16 protein-coding genes, 2 tRNA genes and 1 pseudogene are annotated in these 17,687 nt (G+C 53.7%); 5 read left to right on the top strand and 14 right to left on the bottom strand.

Translation table 11 applies throughout. The annotated features are described in order from the left end of the window. Nucleotides 1–17: 17 nt before the first annotated feature. A complete protein-coding gene (locus ABLV30_RS11210; protein ID WP_004851580.1) occupies nt 18–167 on the top strand; it encodes a hypothetical protein in 150 nt (49 codons plus the stop codon). Between the two features lie 37 nt (nt 168–204). Here the strand turns inward: ABLV30_RS11210 and ABLV30_RS11205 are convergent, their stop codons facing one another. The 5 genes from ABLV30_RS11205 to ABLV30_RS11185 form a co-directional block, all read right to left on the bottom strand. Further along, on the bottom strand, nt 205–1,815 hold the full coding sequence (locus tag ABLV30_RS11205; RefSeq protein WP_154950851.1) for an FAD-NAD(P)-binding protein: 1,611 nt from the start codon (nt 1,813–1,815) through the stop codon (nt 205–207). Nucleotides 1,816–1,997: 182 nt separating this feature from the next. After that, entirely contained in the window at nt 1,998–3,572 is a 1,575-nt protein-coding gene (locus tag ABLV30_RS11200; RefSeq protein ID WP_032749761.1) for a carbohydrate porin, read from the bottom strand. 117 nt (nt 3,573–3,689) lie between these two features. Beyond that, nucleotides 3,690–5,087: a PTS transporter subunit EIIC gene (locus ABLV30_RS11195; protein ID WP_047723713.1), complete on the bottom strand. Its 1,398-nt coding sequence runs from the start codon at nt 5,085–5,087 to the stop codon at nt 3,690–3,692. A 7-nt stretch (nt 5,088–5,094) separates the two neighbouring features. Beyond that, nucleotides 5,095–6,762 carry an alpha-glucosidase gene (locus ABLV30_RS11190; protein WP_224381896.1) on the bottom strand — a complete coding sequence of 556 codons (1,668 nt, stop codon included), beginning with the start codon at nt 6,760–6,762 and terminating at the stop codon, nt 5,095–5,097. A 43-nt stretch (nt 6,763–6,805) separates the two neighbouring features. Then, a complete protein-coding gene (locus ABLV30_RS11185) occupies nt 6,806–7,804 on the bottom strand; it encodes a LacI family DNA-binding transcriptional regulator (RefSeq protein WP_182157882.1) in 999 nt (332 codons plus the stop codon). Between the two features lie 354 nt (nt 7,805–8,158). Between ABLV30_RS11185 and ABLV30_RS11180 the strand changes: the two are divergent. From ABLV30_RS11180 to ABLV30_RS11165, 4 genes and pseudogenes are all read left to right on the top strand, one after another. Beyond that, nucleotides 8,159–8,661: pseudogene (locus tag ABLV30_RS11180) on the top strand (hypothetical protein). Between the two features lie 9 nt (nt 8,662–8,670). Then, nucleotides 8,671–9,117: a YetF domain-containing protein gene (locus ABLV30_RS11175; protein ID WP_025105847.1), complete on the top strand. Its 447-nt coding sequence runs from the start codon at nt 8,671–8,673 to the stop codon at nt 9,115–9,117. 12 nt (nt 9,118–9,129) lie between these two features. Next, nucleotides 9,130–9,648, top strand: a complete 519-nt coding sequence (locus ABLV30_RS11170) for a 2-oxo-tetronate isomerase (protein WP_009653693.1) — start codon at nt 9,130–9,132, stop codon at nt 9,646–9,648. Nucleotides 9,649–9,670: 22 nt separating this feature from the next. Continuing rightward, nucleotides 9,671–10,660: an SDR family oxidoreductase gene (locus ABLV30_RS11165; RefSeq protein WP_032749757.1), complete on the top strand. Its 990-nt coding sequence runs from the start codon at nt 9,671–9,673 to the stop codon at nt 10,658–10,660. On the opposite strand, the gene ABLV30_RS11160 is transcribed toward ABLV30_RS11165, so the two are convergent. The 9 genes from ABLV30_RS11160 to ABLV30_RS11120 form a co-directional block, all read right to left on the bottom strand. Then, nucleotides 10,657–12,282, bottom strand: a complete 1,626-nt coding sequence (locus ABLV30_RS11160; protein WP_265801906.1) for an alpha-amylase family protein — start codon at nt 12,280–12,282, stop codon at nt 10,657–10,659. The two genes, ABLV30_RS11165 and ABLV30_RS11160, sit on opposite strands and share 4 nt — an antisense overlap. 8 nt (nt 12,283–12,290) lie before the next feature. After that, a complete protein-coding gene (gene cydB / locus ABLV30_RS11155) occupies nt 12,291–13,301 on the bottom strand; it encodes a cytochrome d ubiquinol oxidase subunit II (protein ID WP_046878487.1) in 1,011 nt (336 codons plus the stop codon). Further along, complete coding sequence (locus ABLV30_RS11150; protein ID WP_014229613.1) at nt 13,301–14,704, bottom strand: cytochrome ubiquinol oxidase subunit I; 1,404 nt, start codon at nt 14,702–14,704, stop codon at nt 13,301–13,303. The genes cydB and ABLV30_RS11150 overlap by 1 nt, the downstream gene beginning before the upstream one ends. Nucleotides 14,705–14,766: 62 nt before the next feature. After that, nucleotides 14,767–15,648: a manganese catalase family protein gene (locus ABLV30_RS11145; RefSeq protein WP_046878485.1), complete on the bottom strand. Its 882-nt coding sequence runs from the start codon at nt 15,646–15,648 to the stop codon at nt 14,767–14,769. Nucleotides 15,649–15,667: 19 nt separating this feature from the next. After that, nucleotides 15,668–16,174 carry a ferritin-like domain-containing protein gene (locus ABLV30_RS11140; protein ID WP_009653688.1) on the bottom strand — a complete coding sequence of 169 codons (507 nt, stop codon included), beginning with the start codon at nt 16,172–16,174 and terminating at the stop codon, nt 15,668–15,670. Between the two features lie 32 nt (nt 16,175–16,206). Then, nucleotides 16,207–16,704 (bottom strand): ferritin-like domain-containing protein, encoded by a 498-nt coding sequence (locus ABLV30_RS11135; protein WP_265801908.1) that lies wholly within the window; start codon nt 16,702–16,704, stop codon nt 16,207–16,209. 88 nt (nt 16,705–16,792) lie between these two features. After that, the gene (locus ABLV30_RS11130) at nt 16,793–16,978 is read right to left on the bottom strand and encodes a general stress protein (protein WP_004136767.1); all 186 of its coding nucleotides are present in this window, start codon (nt 16,976–16,978) and stop codon (nt 16,793–16,795) included. Nucleotides 16,979–17,422: 444 nt separating this feature from the next. Then, nucleotides 17,423–17,499 (bottom strand) — tRNA-Val (locus tag ABLV30_RS11125). 4 nt (nt 17,500–17,503) lie between these two features. Continuing rightward, nucleotides 17,504–17,580: transfer RNA gene (locus ABLV30_RS11120), tRNA-Val, on the bottom strand. Nucleotides 17,581–17,687: the final 107 nt, after the last annotated feature.

Here is a 17,687-nt window from a genome sequence, read left to right as displayed (position 1 = left end):
TCAAGCAGGAGGAATTGATGTCCGTACAGCATCCAGCCGACCCGGATAAGCGGGGCCGTCATCCGTCGAAAGAGGACCCGCGCGAGCAGGGGGAAGTGCCGCGTAAAAGAGACGACAGCGAAGATCATAAAAAAGATCCCTGGCATCCCCAGCCTGAAAAGCGTTAAAAATAGCCGCCCGTCAACGGGCGGCTATTTTTCTTTCCTAAAGATCGAGCGGGGATAAACGCCTGCGCGAGCGGCTTGCCGGCTGGGATATCGCTTTCGCTATCGCCGCGCCGATCTCCGCGCAGGCGGTGATACCCTGAACGAAAGGCTGATCGTGCATCAGCCAGGGAATGGCGGCGAACGCGATGCGCCCGCGTACTTCGGGCGGTTCCCGCAACGTATAGTCGTCTCCGACCTCAGGAATCTCTTCTCCGGTCGCCAGCAGCTGCTCCCTTAAATGCGGGAAGGGAAGATCTTTATTTTTCAGCGGCTTTTGCCCTCTGGCATCAATAAACACATCAAACGTATAGCGATTTTGTTCGCTGGTAATCACCGTTTTTTCCTGCTCTACCGCCATCTCATAGTCATGCCCTAAGGCGAGAATAGTGATGACGCCCGCTTCGCGCAGCGCCAGCAGCCGGCGGATAGACTCTGAAGGAATGGCGGCATAGCAGTCGATAAATACCCGCGCAAGACCATTTTTGAAACGCTCCCGGTCATGGTCATTAAGGTGAGGCACCATCGCCTGAACGGCTTCATGCAGCCGCAGGATCGCGTAGCGCCAGGGAACCGTATATCGCGCGCGTTTGTTGCGCTCAACTTCTTCAAGGTTATCCAGCGCCCAGTGGAACGGATTATGCTGCTGGCGTTTAGCAAACCACGCCTCGCTGAAGGTGTCGGCGTTGAGGCTGTGAAGGGCGATATTTTCGCTCCATAGGGGGTCGGCAAGCGTGATTTCCTGCGCCACAAGCTCAAAGACGCGATCGAGCAGACCGTCGTTGCCCGCGGCGATGGCTTGCTCCATCGCGCTTTCGCTGACGATGCTCAGCGGCTCCCAGGGAATAGGGCAGTAAAAATCCGCTTCCGGCAGAATGCCGGAGCGCGACATCAGCGCGATGCTTAGCGCCTCGCTTGCCTCGTCCAGCCTGAAGGCGAGGGCGTCATCGTCGGACCCTATAAACCGACCGTGCTGGACGGCGACGGCCATCGCGGCGTCAATTCCGCTTAGCGAGGTACCCATAATGCCCACCCGGCAGGGGGGAATGCTGGCCTCCATGAGGCCAGACCACGGGCTGGGAAACCAGGTGCGGGTCGACTCTTCTTCATCGGGCCAGACGTGTCCGGTGGCGATCACCGCGAGGTCAAAGGCTTCGGCGACCGGCTCATCCTCAACCCACAGTCTGACCCCTTCTTCGGTCGCCTGCAGGTCGCTGACCCGGCAGGACTCATTGACCCGGATGCGAAAACCCTGCTCCCTGGCCTCTCCGACCAGCGCAAGAAACTGGTCGCGAAAGTATTCACCCAGCAGGATGCGCGGTAAAAATTGACGATCGTGCAAAGCGTCGTAATCCACGCCGTAGCGCGCAAGGCGCGTCCGGCTCTGGGCTTTCAGCCAGTCGAGATAGCTGCTCTGAATGGGGGGGATTTCAATGCTGGCGATATTGGCCAGCATCATGCGCGAATTCTCTTCATCGCTGTAGGGCATGCCCACGCCCGCTTCCTCGGCCTGCTCGTAAATTGACACGTCCAGCGGCTCGCCCTGTTTGAGTAATGAGAACAGGGTATAAATTCCGGTTGGACCTGCGCCGATAATGGCAATTTTCTTCATAATGACTGACCCGCCGTTGTTGTTATCACATTTGTTGTCGGTGGCCTTCCGCCAGTTGAAAAGCTCCACGATAGATCATTTCCGGGTAACGGAAATCTGGCCCAATAATTGTGGTTCAAAATGAGGAAGAGGGCCAATTACTGGCGCGCCTCTTCCTCGGGGTTAGTCAAAGAGGCAGGCTTTCAGAACCAGGTTTCGAGCTGGGCGCCGAAGAATAACGTCCCCGCGCTATGGTATCCGGCGCTGCCGAAGGTGTCCGTCGAGGAGTAGTCATCCAGCGATTTGTCCCAGCGCATCCAGGTGGCAAAAAAGCGGATTTCCGGGCGTTCAAAGAAGTCCGTCACGTTCTGCATCTTGAAAGTAGGAGCAAACGTCAGCTTGTAATAGCTGCCGCTGGCAGCTCTGTTGCCATTAAAGCCTTTCGGATCGATATCCATATACTGATAGCTGGTTTCGTACTGCAGGGCGAAGTTCTGATTAATCTGCTGAATTATTCTCGCGTTCAGGGTCACCCAGTCGTAATGGTCTGAATCGATATAGCGGCTATTGCTGCTTTGGGCGACGATCAGCGGCGCGAAGCTCAGCCTGTCGGTGAGGGACGTTGTCCCGTAAGAGGCAAACTTGACGGTCCATGCCGGGTTTATCAGATAGCCGTCGGAGCCCGGGCCGCGAACCTCTGCTCCCAGCGCGCGGCCATAAAGCAGGGCCGTTTTGGTACTGCCGGGACGCAGGCCGTAGAAGCTGTCGCCATGGTACGCCAGCATGGTGTTGAACCCCTGCGAGGCCGCTTTATCCGACGCCAGGCCATCGTTAATGCGTTTATCGTTGTCCTGCGAGTATAACCCGTTGAGCATCCACTGCCAGCTGTCCAGCCGGTTATTCAGCGAGAAGGTGTAGTTTTGAATATAGGTGTTATCCGCGCCGGTCATGTTGTTATATTCAACGTTGTCCATCGTATCGATATCGTTGAAATTACGCCCGTATACGGCGAGATTGGTTTTGATATCGCCCCACAAGTTCACGTCATAAATACCTGCGCCGGTACCGATTAAATTCATCATATCGGAATCAAGCCAGTGAATATCAAAGTTATCCCGGTCTTCACGCTTGCCGGCCCACAGCGTGGCCTGTTTAAATGCGCCGCTAAACGAAGGCATATCGCTCATTTCGACAAACGCCTGCCGTACGTTCATCTGACCGTTGAATGAACTGTCGGTATTGTACGTTTTATCCCACTCGGCGATTTTCATGTAATAACGCAGCTGGCTGTTATTATCATATTTTCGCCGGTAGTTGATATCGGCGGTTACGTAGGTATCTGATTCATTGCCCAGGCGCCCGACGCTGCCGCCGGTACTGCCCGCAGGCGTCAGAGAGGGGCCTACGGTGCTGGTGGTGCCTTTGCTGGTCAATATTCCGCTGCGCGCGTAGCCGCCGAATTTAATCTCCCGATCCTTCTCTTGTGCGATAAGAGGCTGCGACGGTTTGCTTTTTATTCGCGCCAGGTCTTGCTCGGTTTGCTGTTCGACAAACTGTAATCTTTCTTGCGCGCGCGCCGCGTTTTTTTCGGCGCTGGCCGCTCTTTTTTCCGCAGCGTCTATTTTTCGCGTCGCATCCTGTAATTGGATGCGCGACTGTTTTAATTCGGCCTCAAGCCTTTCGAGTCGGGCGTTAATTTCATTCAGGGTCGTATCCGCCGCAGCGGCGGATGCTGGCAAAGCCAGCGCGCAGAGCGTAAGCATATAGGCTTTCATCATTAATACCTGTACAGGGGTAGCTGTGCTCTGGACGCGCGGGCGCAGAGCACAGGTTACTGTGCCATTAAAATGGGATGTTTATTGGGGTGTTAAATTAATAGTTGGGCTTTATTTTTTTCAGGCCTCTTTGGTCGCTTTATCGGTTTTGACAAAAATGAACGTGATAATAAAGGCAAAAATAAAGACCGCGAGTCCGACGGTAATATAGGTAACAAACTGATAGCGATCGTAGAGATACATCAGCGGCGACAGCAGGACCGCCAGACCGTATGAGTTCGCTTTTATCGACAATAGCGACAGCACCATGCCGCCCAGCGCCGAGCTGGTGAGCATCACCATTATCGCCCGTAGCCCGGATTGCATCACGATACCGAATAAAGCCGGTTCCGAAACGCCTAATAGCTGAGTAATGGTCGCGGAAATCCCGGCGGTTTTAAACGCGATATTTTTCGCCTTCAGTGAAATAGCCAGACATACGGCGGCGTTGGCAAAGCCGTACATCGCGCACACCGTAATTAATGGATTAAACCCGGTACCGGCAATCAACGAGGTTTCAATCATAATAAACATATGATGCATCCCGGTCATCACGGCAATGGGATAGATGAAGCCGATTAACAGACCGCCAATACCCGCAGGCAACGTCAGAAATTGCTGAATAGCCATCACGGCATAATGTTCAAATGCATGCACCAGCGGCCCTAAAACCAGTAAAGCGATGGCCACCGCAATCAGGATGACGATAAACGGCGTAAAAATCAGATCCATCGAGTTGGGCATCACCCGGCGGAAAAAAATTTCCAGCTTAGCGCCGATAATGCCGGTGACCAGGGCGGTCAGAATAGACCCCTGATAGCCGACCAGAGGAATAAAACCCAATACATAAATCGGGCTGCTGTTGCCGTACGCCACGTCATAGGCGTTCGGCAGCGCGGGGGAGACCAGCATCAGGCCGATTAAGAAGCCGATTATTGGCGTACCGCCAAATTTCTTAAACGCCGACCAGCAAATAAACGCTGCCAGAAAGGCGAAAGCGGTGTCGCAAAGCACCGTGGTCAGCGTTTGCAGCGCCACCGGAACCTGATGAACGCTGCCGCCAAACCACGCCTGGACGGTATCGTTAAAAATGACCCCCTTCAGGCCGAGAAACAGGCCGGTGGCCCCGAGTACCGGGACAATCGGCACAAACACGTCCGATAAATTGCGAATTCCCCGCTGTAACCGGCCCGTACTCTGCTTCGTCATTTCATCCTTGCTGATTTCGGCCACCTGGAATTCGTTAACAAACGCCTGGTAAACCTTATTGACGATCCCGGTTCCGAGGATTATCTGATACTGGCCAGCATTAAAAAATACGCCTTTGACTTCGCTAATATTGCGGATTTTATCGTCATCAATTTTCTGTCGATCTTTTACCTGCAAACGTAAACGGGTGGCGCAGTGGGTGGCTGAGGCAATATTTTCCTTGCCGATGATATTCACGATCTCAACGGCGATATTTTTATAGTTGTTCATATTTGACTCATTCCTTAACGAGAAGGGTTTGATAGGGTTTCAGGGGAGTCTCAGCGTTGGCATAATTATTGAGGACAATCTCACCCGCCGGGAGCGTAAAGGGCAGAGGCTGTGCGCTTAAATTGGTTATCGAGATAAAACGCTCGGTCGCCGTTCTCCGTTCGTAGGCAATGATGCGATCGTCAACGTCTTCTATGGCGGCGAATGAACCATAGATCAGCGTTTGCGGATAGTGCTTATTTCGCAAGGCGATCATCTTTTGGTAAAACGCGAATACTGAATCCGCATCGTTTATCTGGCTTTGCGCGTTGACGCTGAAGTCAGCTGCGGAAAACGCCAGCCAGGGCCGCGCGCCCCGGTTAAATCCGCCGTTGGCGCTATCTGACCACGGAAAGGGCGTTCGCGAATTGTCCCGCGAGCGCTGGTTGATAAAGCCTAACGCCTGCTGTTCAGAGAAACCTTCCGCCAGGGCGCGGTGGTAGTTATCAATACTGGAAATATCGTCAAATTCCGCGATCGATTGTCGGCGGAAATTTTTCATCCCCAGCTCCTGGCCCTGATAAATAAACGGCGTTCCGGCCATAAAGAAGTACATCGCGGCCAGCGCTTTGGCACCGATGTCATTTTGATAATCCGCGTCGCGGATAAGCTTGGACAGCGCGCGGGGCTGGTCGTGGTTTTCAATAAACGTCGTTCCCCAGCCGGCCTGGCAAAAGGCCCGTTGGCTGGCAAATAGCGCCTCCCTGAATTCGCGAACGTTCCAGTCGCGCTGCTTAAACCATTCAGAACCGTTTTCGACATCAATATCGGCGGCGTGAAAATCGAAAATCATATTAAAGTAGCCGTCTGCCCCAATATAGCTGTCGTACTCTTCCAGAGGCACGCCCGGCGCTTCGCCCACGGTTACGCAGCGGTGACGACGGAAAGTGCGCTCTTTTAGCTCATGGAGAAAGTGCTCGATGCCCGGACGGTTGCGCGATTTCGCTTTAATCGATGCCAGACCATCAATACCGTCTGCGGGCAGAGAGGCGTAGTCCTGATCTTTTTTAATAAAGGTAATTGCATCGATGCGAAAACCGGCGATGCCTTTATCCAGCCACCAGTTAATCATGGCGTAGATTTCCTCGCGCAGCTGCGGGTTTTCCCAGTTGAGATCCGGCTGCTTTTTATGAAAAACGTGCAGATAGTAGCACTCCTCGCCAGCGACTTTTTCCCACGCGCTGCCGCCAAAAATCGATCGCCAGTTATTGGGCGCGCCGCCCGCCGAGGCGGGTTTAAAGATGTAATAATCACGATATTTCGATTGAGGGTCGGCCAGCGCGGCCTGAAACCAGGGGTGTTCATCGCTGGTATGGTTAACCACCAGGTCGACCATTACCTCAATGCCCAGCGCGCCAGCCTGTTTAATCAGGTTATCAACGTCCTGCATCTGGCCTAAATCGGGATTCACCGCATAGTAGTCCGCGATATCGTAGCCGTTATCTGCTCCCGGCGAGCGGTAGAACGGCGAGACCCAAATCAGGGTGATGCCCAGCGTTTTCAGATACGGCAGTTTAGCGATAATGCCCGGGATATCGCCAACGCCATCGTTATTGCTGTCATAGAAGCTTTTTGGGTACACCTGATAAATAACCGATTCTTTCCACCATGCGCTTTGTTGTGATTGATTCATCATTTCTCCTGAGTATGAAATCGATACCATATTGAGTGAAAAAAAATTACGCCGAGGCTCTGATAACCAGTTCCGATTTCAGGTCTTCCTCGTCATAGCGATATTGCGTGTGGTTGATCAGGGACAGCAGGCGTTCTACAGAGATGCGGCCCAGTTGCTCAATGGGCTGGCTAACGGTAGTGAGCGGAATATGCACCATCTCCGCCACGGGAAGGTTATCAAAGCCCATGACCGCCAGTTCGCCGGGAACGCTGACGCCGTGGGCCGATAGCGCGGAAATCAGGCCGCAGGCGACCTCATCGCTGCCGGCGAAAATCGCATCGGGACGTTCGCTTTTCGTCATCTGCAGAATTTGCTCAGCCAGGCGCTGCCCGTCGCGCCAGGTGTGGACATGACGAAAAATAAACCGCTCGTTAACCGCCTGCTGTCTGTCTTGCATAGCGGCAATAAAGCCGCGGTTCCTTCTGCTGCCGTGGCCCTTTTGCTGGAATGCGCCACCGGTGGAGTAGGCGATTTTTTTATACCCTTTGTTAAGCAGCCAGCTGACGGCGTTATAGGTTGCCAGTTCATCGTTCATTCTGACGACGGGCAAAGTGGTATTATCTATGCTGGTGTTGCACAGCAGGATAGGGCCATATTTCTGATATTGCTCAATGACGTCTTTGTCACTCTCAACGGCGCATAAGATCAGCCCGTCGATGATTTTTTTCTTCAGCAGATCGAGACAGTTTTCTTCTTCGCCCGCGCTATTGTGGTTCTGGACGATCAGCACCGAATAGCCGTTTTTTCGTGCCGTAACTTCAAGGGCGTCGACCAGGCTGGCAAAAAAAGGGTTGGTTATCCTTGAGATAAGCACGCCAATCCGGTGGGTTTTCACCCCGCGCATCTGCTGCGCGACGGTGCTCGGCTCGTAATCCAGCTCTTTCATGGCCGCGAGGATTTTTTCCTTTTTATCTTCAGAGATATAAGGATGATTGTTGAGGAAGCGGGATACCGTCGTGACCGACAGGCCGGCTTTTACAGCGACGTCTTTTATGGTTGCCATGGTTCTTATGAAATCGATATCACATGGGCATAAAATATTTTCGCGCAGGAGCCGGGTCAACCTCATTTTTATAAAACATGACCTGACTCACAATAAAGTTAACGACACGCCTGCTGAGCGGTACGGATGTTGTCGCGGGCAACGGCCTAAGCTCGAGACAACATCCGTGCACCCGCCGCGCTAAATGGAAACATCTTCCTCCGGATGGATACGGGGGAGATGCTCAACGAATAACAAGCGAGATGTCCCGTTTAGCTATTATTCCGGCTTTGGCGCGACGAACTTGACATATTAAACCGGGTTGCTATTCCTTAAACTGGCGCTCCGATAATAAGCGCAACGGTGAGGTGAAAAATGGCAAGTGAAAAAGAGAGGCTGCCCGGGATTAAAGAGAACGAATTTTTCTTAATTTTGAATGCGCTGCCCGCCAGATAGGCCTCGGAATATTATTGGCGATCATACTGGCAGCCCTTTTGGGTCTCTTTTCTGGAGGCTATTTTAGCACTGCCGAAAAAACAACTGCGCAGCGCAATTTAACGGTGGCCTATGACCGCTTCGGTCGTTTGCAAACTGAATTCAGGTTAAAGATTACCGCCCATCCGCGGGTCGCGGATAAATATATTTTTAGCCTTGGCGGTGATTTTACCTCTTCTTTTGAACCAGGCAGTATCTGGCCCCGGCCAGACAGGATGTACAGTCAGAATGACCGGCTCTTTCTGGTCTATAATGATTTGAAAAGCATGAATAATTTTTCTATATGGCTCTACGTTACGCCCACCCGCCCAGGTAAGTTGAACCACTCTTTGCAGCTAAACGGAGAACCCGAAATCCGCTTCTGGCAATTTATTTATCCTTAGGAGGATGCGATGGAGATGGTCTTGCGTGCGTTAGCGATATATTTAATTTTGCTGGTGGTGTTTAAAATCGCCGGCCGCCGGGCACTATTACAAATGACCAGCTTTGATCTGATTTTATTACTTATTATCAGCGAGGCTACCCAGCAGGCGCTGCTGGGGAACGATTTTTCGGTGACCGGCGCAATGCTGACGATTATGACGCTGGTGGTCGTGGATATGCTTTTCGGATTAATGAAGAAATATTCCGCTGGCGCAGAGTCAGCGCTTGATGGTTGCCCGGTGATTTTAGTCGAAAATGGCGTGCCGTTAATTGACAAGCTGAAAAAAGTGGACGTCTCCTGTGATGATATTCTGGTCGCCGCGCGGCAGAATCAGGGTATTACGGAATTAAGTAAAATCAAATATGCCATACTGGAACGGAATGGCCACATTTCTATTATTCCTGCTGAGAGTTAAAAAGGTCTTTTTATGTCAAATAACCCTTATAACCAAGCGAAAACCACCGGTGAGCTGACTAAACAGGTCGCCAGCGCGCTGATTGACCGTCGTTTACGCTTAACCACCGCGGAATCCTGCACCGGCGGTAGCCTGGCGGCAGCGCTGTGCGCGGAAGCGGATACGGCCGCATTCTACGATATTGGTTTAATCACTTTTAGCGATCGGGCGAAACAGCAGCTTCTCGACGTCAACGCCTCAACGCTGGAAAAATATAGCGCCGTCAGTCGGCAGACCGTTGAAGAGATGTCCACCGGCGCGCTGGCGCGTTCCGGCGCGGATATCAGTATCGCCATTAGCGGATACGCGGGGCCGGACGGCGGCGATGACGGGACGCCTGCGGGGACCGTCTGGTTCGCGTGGAATTTTCGCGGCAGTATCGACGCGCATAAAACGCTGTTTTCCGGCGAGTGCCAGGATGTTGTGGAGAAAGCCGTACGCTATTCACTGGCGATGCTCATCGAGAAACTGCCCGGCTGGCAGAGCGCATAACGCTTTTATTGCGGAGGTTTATATGGCAGTCATGGCGATCACTGGCGGTACTGCGGGAGTCGGTAAAGCAACGGCCCTGCGCTTTGCACGGGCAGGCTATGACGTCGGCATTATTGCCCGCGATGGCCGAAGCCTTGAGGCGACGAAGCAGGAGCTCCTTCGTTGCGGCGTTCGGGTGCATACCGTGCAGGCCGATGTGGCAAATGCCGATGCGCTCTTGACCGCCGCCGGCGAAATCGAAAATCGACTCGGAGCTATCGAGGTATGGGTCAATAACGCGATGTGTGCGGTGCTGGCGCCTTTCAGAGCGATGACCCACGACGAATTTAGACGGGTAACCGAGGTCACCTACCTCGGCTACGTCAACGGGACTCGCGCCGCGCTGGCGCTGATGACGCCCCGCGATCGCGGAGTGATTATCCAGGTTGGCTCCGCGCTCGCCTATCGCTCCATTCCGCTACAGTCCGCCTACTGCGGGGCAAAGGCCGCGATTCGGGGTTTTACCGATGCGGTGCGTACGGAGTTGATGCATGAAAATAGCGGCGTGAGTATTGCGATGGTACAGATGCCGGGGCTGAATACGCCGCAGTTCGAGTGGGCGCGCAATAAGTTTGCCTGGGCGATGCGCCCGGTGCCGCCCGTATTTCAGCCGGAAGTGGCCGCCCAGGCTATCTTCAACGTCGCGCGCCGGCCCGTACGCGAACTCTGGGTAGGGAGCAGCACGATTCAGTCCATTATTGGGCAATTTCTTTTCCCGGGCTTCCTTGACCGGCTGATGGTCAAAAAAGCGTGGGAAGGGCAAATGACCCGGCGCTTGAATGCCGACGACCGTCAGGACTATCTCGAACAGCCGGTCAGCGGATTGCATAAAACGCACGGGCGTTTTTCCTCTGAGGCGAAATATCGCGCCACCGCCATCACTTCCGGCGTGCCGGGAAAAGCGCTGCTGGGCGGCGCGGCAGCGGCGGGGTTACTTTTAGCAAAATGGTTTATCTCGCGTAAAAAACGCTAACGCAGCGCGCTACTGTTGGTCCAGAACCATCGATAGCCATATGCGCTAATCTCCAGCTTAGCGTGCTTACCGGGAGTGAGCGCGTCCGCGTAGGTTTTGTCGGCCAGGCAGGGCGTCCACACCGCCGCATAGATCCCTTTCGCGGTAAAACGCAGCGGTTTATCACTGAAATTAAGAAAGGCGATGACGCTGCGCTCGTGGTCATCGTAGCAGATTCCGAGAATCGCCTGCCGATCGGTGCTAATGATGCGGAAAGGCGCAACGGCGATTTCCGGGAATTCTGACCGCGTATTGGCGATATCAATAATACGGTGCAGGAGAGAATGGCGGTGCAGCAGAGAATCAGCGACGTTGACTTTCTGATAGCGAAACGGTCCCCGGTCGATCATGGGAGCCACAAACGTCTGCGGATCGGCTGCGGAGAAGCCGCCGCCCGCTGAACCGGCCCACTGCATCGGCGTACGCACCGCGTAGCGCTCTTCCAGCGCCAGGTCGTCACCCATGCCGATCTCATCCCCGTAGCGCATGATCGGTACGCCGGGCAGTGAAAAAAGCACGGCATGACAGAACGCCAGCCACCGCCGGTCGCCGTTCAGCATGGGCGCCAGCCGACGGCGAATACCGCGCTGATAAACGTTCATCTCCTTATCCGGCGCGAAGGCATCCAGCACGGTCTGCTTGTTCTTGTTACCGATCCCTTCAAGATCCAGTTCATCGTGGTTGCGCAGCCAGTTTGCGAAGCAGCAGGCGTCAGGAGGCACCACCATTTTCTTGATGGCGTCGATCAGCGGGTGGGCGCTCTGGCTGGCGAGGCTGACGTAAAAATATTTGTTCAGCCAGAAGTTAAGTACCATATTAAGTCGGTTATTATCGCCAAAATAGTCGCGATACTGCGCCACCTCAACGTCGACTTCGCCGAGCAGTATGGCCTGCGGATTATGTCGTTCAACCAGCCGACGCAGATGTTCCAGGAGCCATAGCCCGCGTTTCTCCTCGCCGCGTCCGGCCTGTTTCGTCAAATGCGAGGCGGCATCCAGACGAAAGCCGGAAACCCCCAGCTTCAGCCAAAAGATAACGATATTTTCGACCTCTTTGATCACCGCGGGAGAGGCCAGATTGAGATCGGGTTCATGGCGGTAAAACATATGGCGAAAATATTGCCCGGCTTCGTCATCCCACGACCAGATGCTCTCTTCGACGCCGGGAAACATGGGCGGCGTATTGTCATCATCGCTATCTGCCCACAGATAATAGTCGCGGAACGGCGAGCGACGGCTGCGCCGCGCTTGTTGAAACCAGGGGTGAGCGTCGGAGGTGTGCTGGATCAGCAATTCAATAATAACCTGCATGCCTAATTCGCCGGCCTGCTCGATAAAAGCAATGATATCCGCCAGTTGACCAAATCGCGGATCGACCTGCAGATGGTCGCTGACATCGTAACCCTCATCCAGAAACGGCGTCAGGTAGAAGGGCGTTATCCAGATCACCGTCGCGCCCAGTCGGCGAATATAGCGCAGCTTCGCGGCGATCCCGGCGATATCGCCGCAGCCATCGCCGTTAAGATCGTAAAACAGTGCTGAATCAATCTGATAGATAATGGCCCGCGTATGCCAGTCAGCCATAGCCCACCTCAGTGATAGCCTTCATTTCCGGAAACTTTGCCGCGGAATACGTAGTAGCTCCATGCGGTGTAAACCAAAATCACCGGAATGATAAGCAGGGTTCCTACCAGCATAAATAGCTGGCTGGCCGGCGGCGCGGAGGCTTCCCACAGCGTGATATGCGGAGGGATGATATTGGGCCACAGACTGATGCCCAGGCCGCTGAAGCCGAGAAAAATAAGCCCGAGCGTCAGGAGGAAAGGGCGGGCGTGGCTCGCGGGGTGAGCGCTCAGGCGCCAGATCCACAGGCTAAAGACGAGTACCAGAATGGGAACGGGCACAAACCAGTAGAAATTAGGCAGGGTAAACCAGCGTTGAGCAACGGACGGCCAGCCCAGCGGCGTCCAGACGCTGACCACGGCGATGACCGCCATCAGCGCCAGAAGCGTGTGGCGGGTCAGCTCACGCATGCGCTGCTGCAGCGCGCCTTCGCTTTTCATGATAAGCCAGGTGGTGCCGAGGAGCGTATAAGCCACCACCAGCCCTAAGCCGCAGAACAGGCTAAAGGGCGTCAGCCAGTCCAGCGCTGAGCCGATGAACCTGCGGTCGGCAACCTCAAAGCCGCTGATGACTGCGCCCACGACTATCCCCTGGCTAAAGGTGGCCAACAACGAGCCGCCCACAAATGAGTAATCCCAGAATTTTTGATGAGAGGGGGTGGCCTTAAAACGAAATTCGAAGGCGACGCCGCGAAAGATCAGGCCAATTAACATGGCGGTGAGCGGAATCGTTAGCGCATCGGTGATGACGGCGTACGCCAGCGGAAAGGCGCCGAATAGCCCCGCGCCGCCCAGCACAAGCCATGTCTCATTGCCGTCCCATACCGGGGCGACGCTGTTCATCATCACGTCGCGCTCGTTGGCGTTGGGCACAAAGCTGAAGACGATTCCGATGCCGAGATCGAAGCCGTCCATAACGATATACATCAGCGTGGCAAACACTATGATGACAAACCAGATAACGGGGATATCGATGCCCATTAGCGAGTCTCCTCTTCAGGCACGGCCTCTGCGGCGGAAAGGGGGCGAGCCGGCGTACCGGAGGTTGTCGATGTCAATTCGCTGACGGGCTGAGGCCCTTTCTGAATCAGCCGGATAATGTAGTAATAACCTACGCCAAACACCGAACAGTACACCACGATAAAGACCAGCAGGCTGACGATCATTTGCGCTGTGCTGTGGAGAGAGACCGCATCCCGGGTGCGTAATAAACCATAGATGACCCAGGGCTGGCGTCCCGCTTCGGTCGTGATCCAGCCGGCCAGCAGCGCCAGCAGCCCCGCCGGCCCCATCGCCAGCGCAAACCACTGAAAGGCGCGGGAGTGAAAAAGACGCTGCCGGTAGCGAAGCCACAGGCTCCATACGCCGAGGGCAATCATCAACACGCCCATGCCGACCATGATGCGGAAAGACCAGAAGACGATAAGGGAGTTTGGCCGATTCTGCGGCGGAAAATCTTTCAGCGCCGGGACCTGCTTGTTCAGGCTATGGGTGAGGATCAGGCTGCCAAGCGCAGGGATTTCCAGCCCGTATTTGGTGCGCTCTTCATCCATATCGGGCACGCCAAACAGCAGCAGCGGGGTGGCTTCTCCGGGTTTGTTCTCCCAGTGGCCTTCTATGGCAGCGATTTTTGCCGGCTGATGTTCAAGCGTGTTGAGCCCGTGCATATCGCCAACGATAGCCTGAACCGGCGCGACCAGCAGGGCCATCCACATCGCCATGGAAAACATTTTACGTATGGCCGGCGTATCATTGCCCCGCAGAAGATGCCAGGCGGCGGAGGCGCCGACGAACATCGCGCTGCTGAGAAAAGCGGCAATCGCCATATGGGACAGACGATAGGGGAAAGAAGGGTTAAAGATAATCGCCAGCCAGTCCTGGGGAATGACATGACCGTTTTCAATGGTAAAACCCTGCGGCGTCTGCATCCAGCTATTTGATGCGAGGATCCAGAAGGTTGACATCAGCGTGCCCAGCGCCACCATGCAGGTGGTGAAGAAGTGCAGACCGGGAGGAACTTTGTTCCAGCCAAAGAGCATAACGCCTAAGAAACCGGCTTCGAGAAAAAAGGCGGTGAGCACTTCGTAAAGCAGCAGGGGGCCGGTAATGCTACCGGCAAACTGTGAGAAACCGCTCCAGTTGGTGCCGAATTGATAAGCCATGACCAGGCCTGAAACCACGCCCATCCCGAAATTAACGGCAAAAATTTTCAGCCAGAAATTATACAATGAGCGCCAGACGTCATCTTTTGTCCGCAGCCACATCCCCTCCAGCACCACCAGATAGCTGGCCAGTCCGATGGTAATCGCCGGAAAAAGGATATGAAAAGAGACGGTAAATGCGAACTGCAGCCGAGCCAGATTAAACGCGTCGAGTTCAAACATATTCCGGACCCCATCACAGAACACCCCCCCGAATTGAGCAGGGGGAAGTGATTAACAGCAGGTTATCGAGGACCAGGGCTTTTCTTGCCTGCGCCGAGCTCTGCGCCGGTCAGAGGATCGCCATCCGGATCGGATTGGGTCCGTTTCGCCATGGTTTTCGCCAGGGCCTTTTGTTTGGCCGTTAGCTTAACGCTGGCGCCACCCTCTCCGCCATCCACTGCAGGCTGTGGATTTGCCACATATTCGAAGTGCCTATCGCTATTCCAGCTACCGCGAATGTCGTCGCCCTCTGACATATTGTAGTAGGTGCTGGCGTATTCAGGGACGGGCGGTAATTTTCCCGGCGGATAGTTATTTCTGATGGACTGGAGCGCTTTTTCGAAAGAGAGCTGATGAGCGGCTTCCCGGGTCATCAGAAAGGCCAGCGCATCCTTCACTCCGGGGTCATCAGTGACGTTGATCAGGCGCTCATAAATGATTTTGGCCCGCGCCTCGGCCGCCACGTTGGAGCGTAAATCCGCGGTTGGCTCACCAATCGTATCAATATAGGCGGCGGTCCAGGGCACCCCGGCGGAGTTGGTCAGCGGCGTGCCTGCGCCATACAGCAAAGAGGTGATATGGCTGTCGTTACCGTTAGCGGTAAGCGAGCGGTACAGGTCGGCTTCGTTTTCCGCGCCTTCCGCCAGGGCGCCTTTGGCCCCTTTATTGAGCATGCCAACCAGCGAGCCGATAATTTCAAGGTGGCTCAGCTCTTCGGTGGCAATGTCCATCAGCATATCTTTACGGCCCGGATCGTCATCGCTCAGGCCCTGAGTAAAATACCGGCATGCGGCGGCCAGTTCGCCCTGGGGACCGCCGAATTGTTCCAGAAGAAGGTTCGCCAGTCCCGGATTCGGCTCGGCGACCCTTACGGTATACTGAAGCTGCTTAACGTGTCGGAACATAGGCTCTTATCCTTATTGCTTATTTTTTCGCTTCAACGCCTTCGGCTTCAGAGCGCAGAAGGAACTCTTCCGTTGTTTGCGGAATATGTTTCAGCAGCCAGTCGGCCATGGCCCGCTCTTCTGCCAGAATCGATTCGATGGCGGGGATTGAGGCGGTGTCGCCGGCTTTATTCGCGGCGGCAAGCAGGGAGGTATAACAGGCAATTTCAAACTGCTCAAATACATAACCGCTAATTGACCCTTTAACGATTTCATCGGAAGGGAACATCCCGCCAATGGATTGGCCCAACGCGGCCATTTTGCTCATGGAATCCTTCAGCACCGAGCGTGATATATTATTACGATCCAGAATCTCCTCAAGTACCGTAATTTGGCGTTTGGTTTCAGTTACGTGCTGTTGAATTCTGCTGCGCAGGTCAGGATAATTATCGATGCGGCTCGCCATGGATTCCAGCATAGATTCTGCCTGTTTTTCCATTGCATGCGCATCGCGTAGCCAGTCGTGATAATGTTCAAGATAATTCATAATCAACTCCTTAATATTGGTTTACCATCTGGCTATTCATTTTGGGCGTCTTTATTAATATTGCCGACCGCCAGGTCAGTTAATTTAAGGTCGGTTGATTTTTCTTCTTCTAACGTTTCCGCTAAAAGTTTAACCGCTTTTTTATAGCCAAGCTGTTCTGCTAAAGTGGCGAGAGTGCCGTAGCTGGCAATTTCATAATGTTCAACCTTTTGCGCAGCAGCAATTAATGCCGCATCCCGCACTTCATTTTTCTCCGTGCTCTCAATAACTTCGTTAGCTTCTTCAATCAGCCCCTCCATGGCCACGCATTTCATCCGTTTAATTTTGATATCAGGCTCTTGCTCGACAATTTGATCGATACGTTCAATTTGCCCCTGAGTCTCCTCCAGGTGGGCCTTGAACGCGGCGCTAAGCTGTTCGCTGGACGCCGCTCTGGCGAGTTTCGCCAGGCCGCGGGTTAATTGTTTTTCTGCGCTATATGTATCCGATAAAAGATGAATAAAAACGTCTTCTATGCTCTTCATATTCATATTAATTACCTTTATAAACGGAGAATAACTGCGAGTCCGCAGACTCGCAGGTTACTCTTTTAGTTACAAGAGAATGAGGCGATTAATATCAGGAATTATCAGATTTACGCCCGCCGCCATGGCTATTTTGGCCGCCTTTCTTACCGGCCTCAGATGCGCGCTGCGGATCGTTTTTAAAGTTACCACCGCTGTGCTGACCGCCTTTACGTCCTGCTTCAGATGCTTTATCACGGTCTTCAGCGAAATTACCGGAACCACCACGATGTTCTGCCATATTTTCATACCTCTGTTGTTGAGTTTATGTCAGGAAGATACGCTTCAGGTACGTATCCGTTGTCGTTCAGAAATTAAATTTAGTCGTTATTTTTGAACAGTCAAACCGGTTTGTGGTGATATTTTTTGAAATACTCTGAATTGCGCTGCTGTTACCGTTTCGCTTGTTTTTAATGAATGTCAGCATAACGGGTTATGATCTAACGAAAGATTTTTATTCGCGAGGGAATATCGGCGGGGCCGCTGCGTTAATAAATGCAGCGTAGACGCGGCGCAGGGCTTTACGTCTCTTTACATAAGCGCGGGAAATAAGTTGTCGGAATGGTGAAAGATATTAAGGACACGACCGGGAAAAATCAGAAAATAGCGTATCGCCAGTGCTGAAAGTAATTTTCGGATATTTCAATGCGGGAGATAAAAGGCACCAGATCACGAGGCTGTGAAATGGTGCGTCCGAGTGGACTCGAACCACCGACCCCCACCATGTCAAGGTGGTGCTCTAACCAACTGAGCTACGGACGCATTATGGTGCGTTTAATTGGACTCGAACCAACGACCCCCACCATGTCAAGGTGGTGCTCTAACCAACTGAGCTATGAACGCAATGTTGCAGTGGCAACGGGGACGCATATTAGCGGGAGGGAGGGGTTGTGGCAAGAGGCAAACGTCACTTTTCTTCCAGATTTCTCACGATCGCAGAAGTTTTATCC

It is taken from the genome of Klebsiella sp. CN_Kp113, from assembly GCF_040064585.1.
Taxonomy (GTDB): Bacteria; Pseudomonadota; Gammaproteobacteria; order Enterobacterales; family Enterobacteriaceae; genus Klebsiella; species Klebsiella michiganensis.
Note: the sequence above shows the minus strand (reverse complement) of the source record. Positions and strands in the feature narration are given on the sequence as shown.

Excerpts from the sequence above, each read along its gene's own strand:
- ABLV30_RS11160 (WP_265801906.1), bottom strand. The coding sequence starts at position 12,282 with ATGGCTGACTGGCATACGCGGGCCATTATCTATCAGATTGATTCAGCA.
- ABLV30_RS11150 (WP_014229613.1), bottom strand. The coding sequence starts at position 14,704 with ATGTTTGAACTCGACGCGTTTAATCTGGCTCGGCTGCAGTTCGCATTT.
- ABLV30_RS11205 (WP_154950851.1), bottom strand. The coding sequence starts at position 1,815 with ATGAAGAAAATTGCCATTATCGGCGCAGGTCCAACCGGAATTTATACC.
- ABLV30_RS11165 (WP_032749757.1), top strand. The coding sequence starts at position 9,671 with ATGGCAGTCATGGCGATCACTGGCGGTACTGCGGGAGTCGGTAAAGCA.
- ABLV30_RS11195 (WP_047723713.1), bottom strand. The coding sequence starts at position 5,087 with ATGAACAACTATAAAAATATCGCCGTTGAGATCGTGAATATCATCGGC.
- ABLV30_RS11210 (WP_004851580.1), top strand. The coding sequence starts at position 18 with ATGTCCGTACAGCATCCAGCCGACCCGGATAAGCGGGGCCGTCATCCG.
- ABLV30_RS11145 (WP_046878485.1), bottom strand. The coding sequence starts at position 15,648 with ATGTTCCGACACGTTAAGCAGCTTCAGTATACCGTAAGGGTCGCCGAG.
- ABLV30_RS11200 (WP_032749761.1), bottom strand. The coding sequence starts at position 3,572 with ATGATGAAAGCCTATATGCTTACGCTCTGCGCGCTGGCTTTGCCAGCA.
- ABLV30_RS11135 (WP_265801908.1), bottom strand. The coding sequence starts at position 16,704 with ATGAATATGAAGAGCATAGAAGACGTTTTTATTCATCTTTTATCGGAT.
- ABLV30_RS11170 (WP_009653693.1), top strand. The coding sequence starts at position 9,130 with ATGTCAAATAACCCTTATAACCAAGCGAAAACCACCGGTGAGCTGACT.
- ABLV30_RS11190 (WP_224381896.1), bottom strand. The coding sequence starts at position 6,762 with ATGATGAATCAATCACAACAAAGCGCATGGTGGAAAGAATCGGTTATT.
- cydB (WP_046878487.1), bottom strand. The coding sequence starts at position 13,301 with ATGGGCATCGATATCCCCGTTATCTGGTTTGTCATCATAGTGTTTGCC.
- ABLV30_RS11175 (WP_025105847.1), top strand. The coding sequence starts at position 8,671 with ATGGAGATGGTCTTGCGTGCGTTAGCGATATATTTAATTTTGCTGGTG.
- ABLV30_RS11130 (WP_004136767.1), bottom strand. The coding sequence starts at position 16,978 with ATGGCAGAACATCGTGGTGGTTCCGGTAATTTCGCTGAAGACCGTGAT.
- ABLV30_RS11140 (WP_009653688.1), bottom strand. The coding sequence starts at position 16,174 with ATGAATTATCTTGAACATTATCACGACTGGCTACGCGATGCGCATGCA.
- ABLV30_RS11185 (WP_182157882.1), bottom strand. The coding sequence starts at position 7,804 with ATGGCAACCATAAAAGACGTCGCTGTAAAAGCCGGCCTGTCGGTCACG.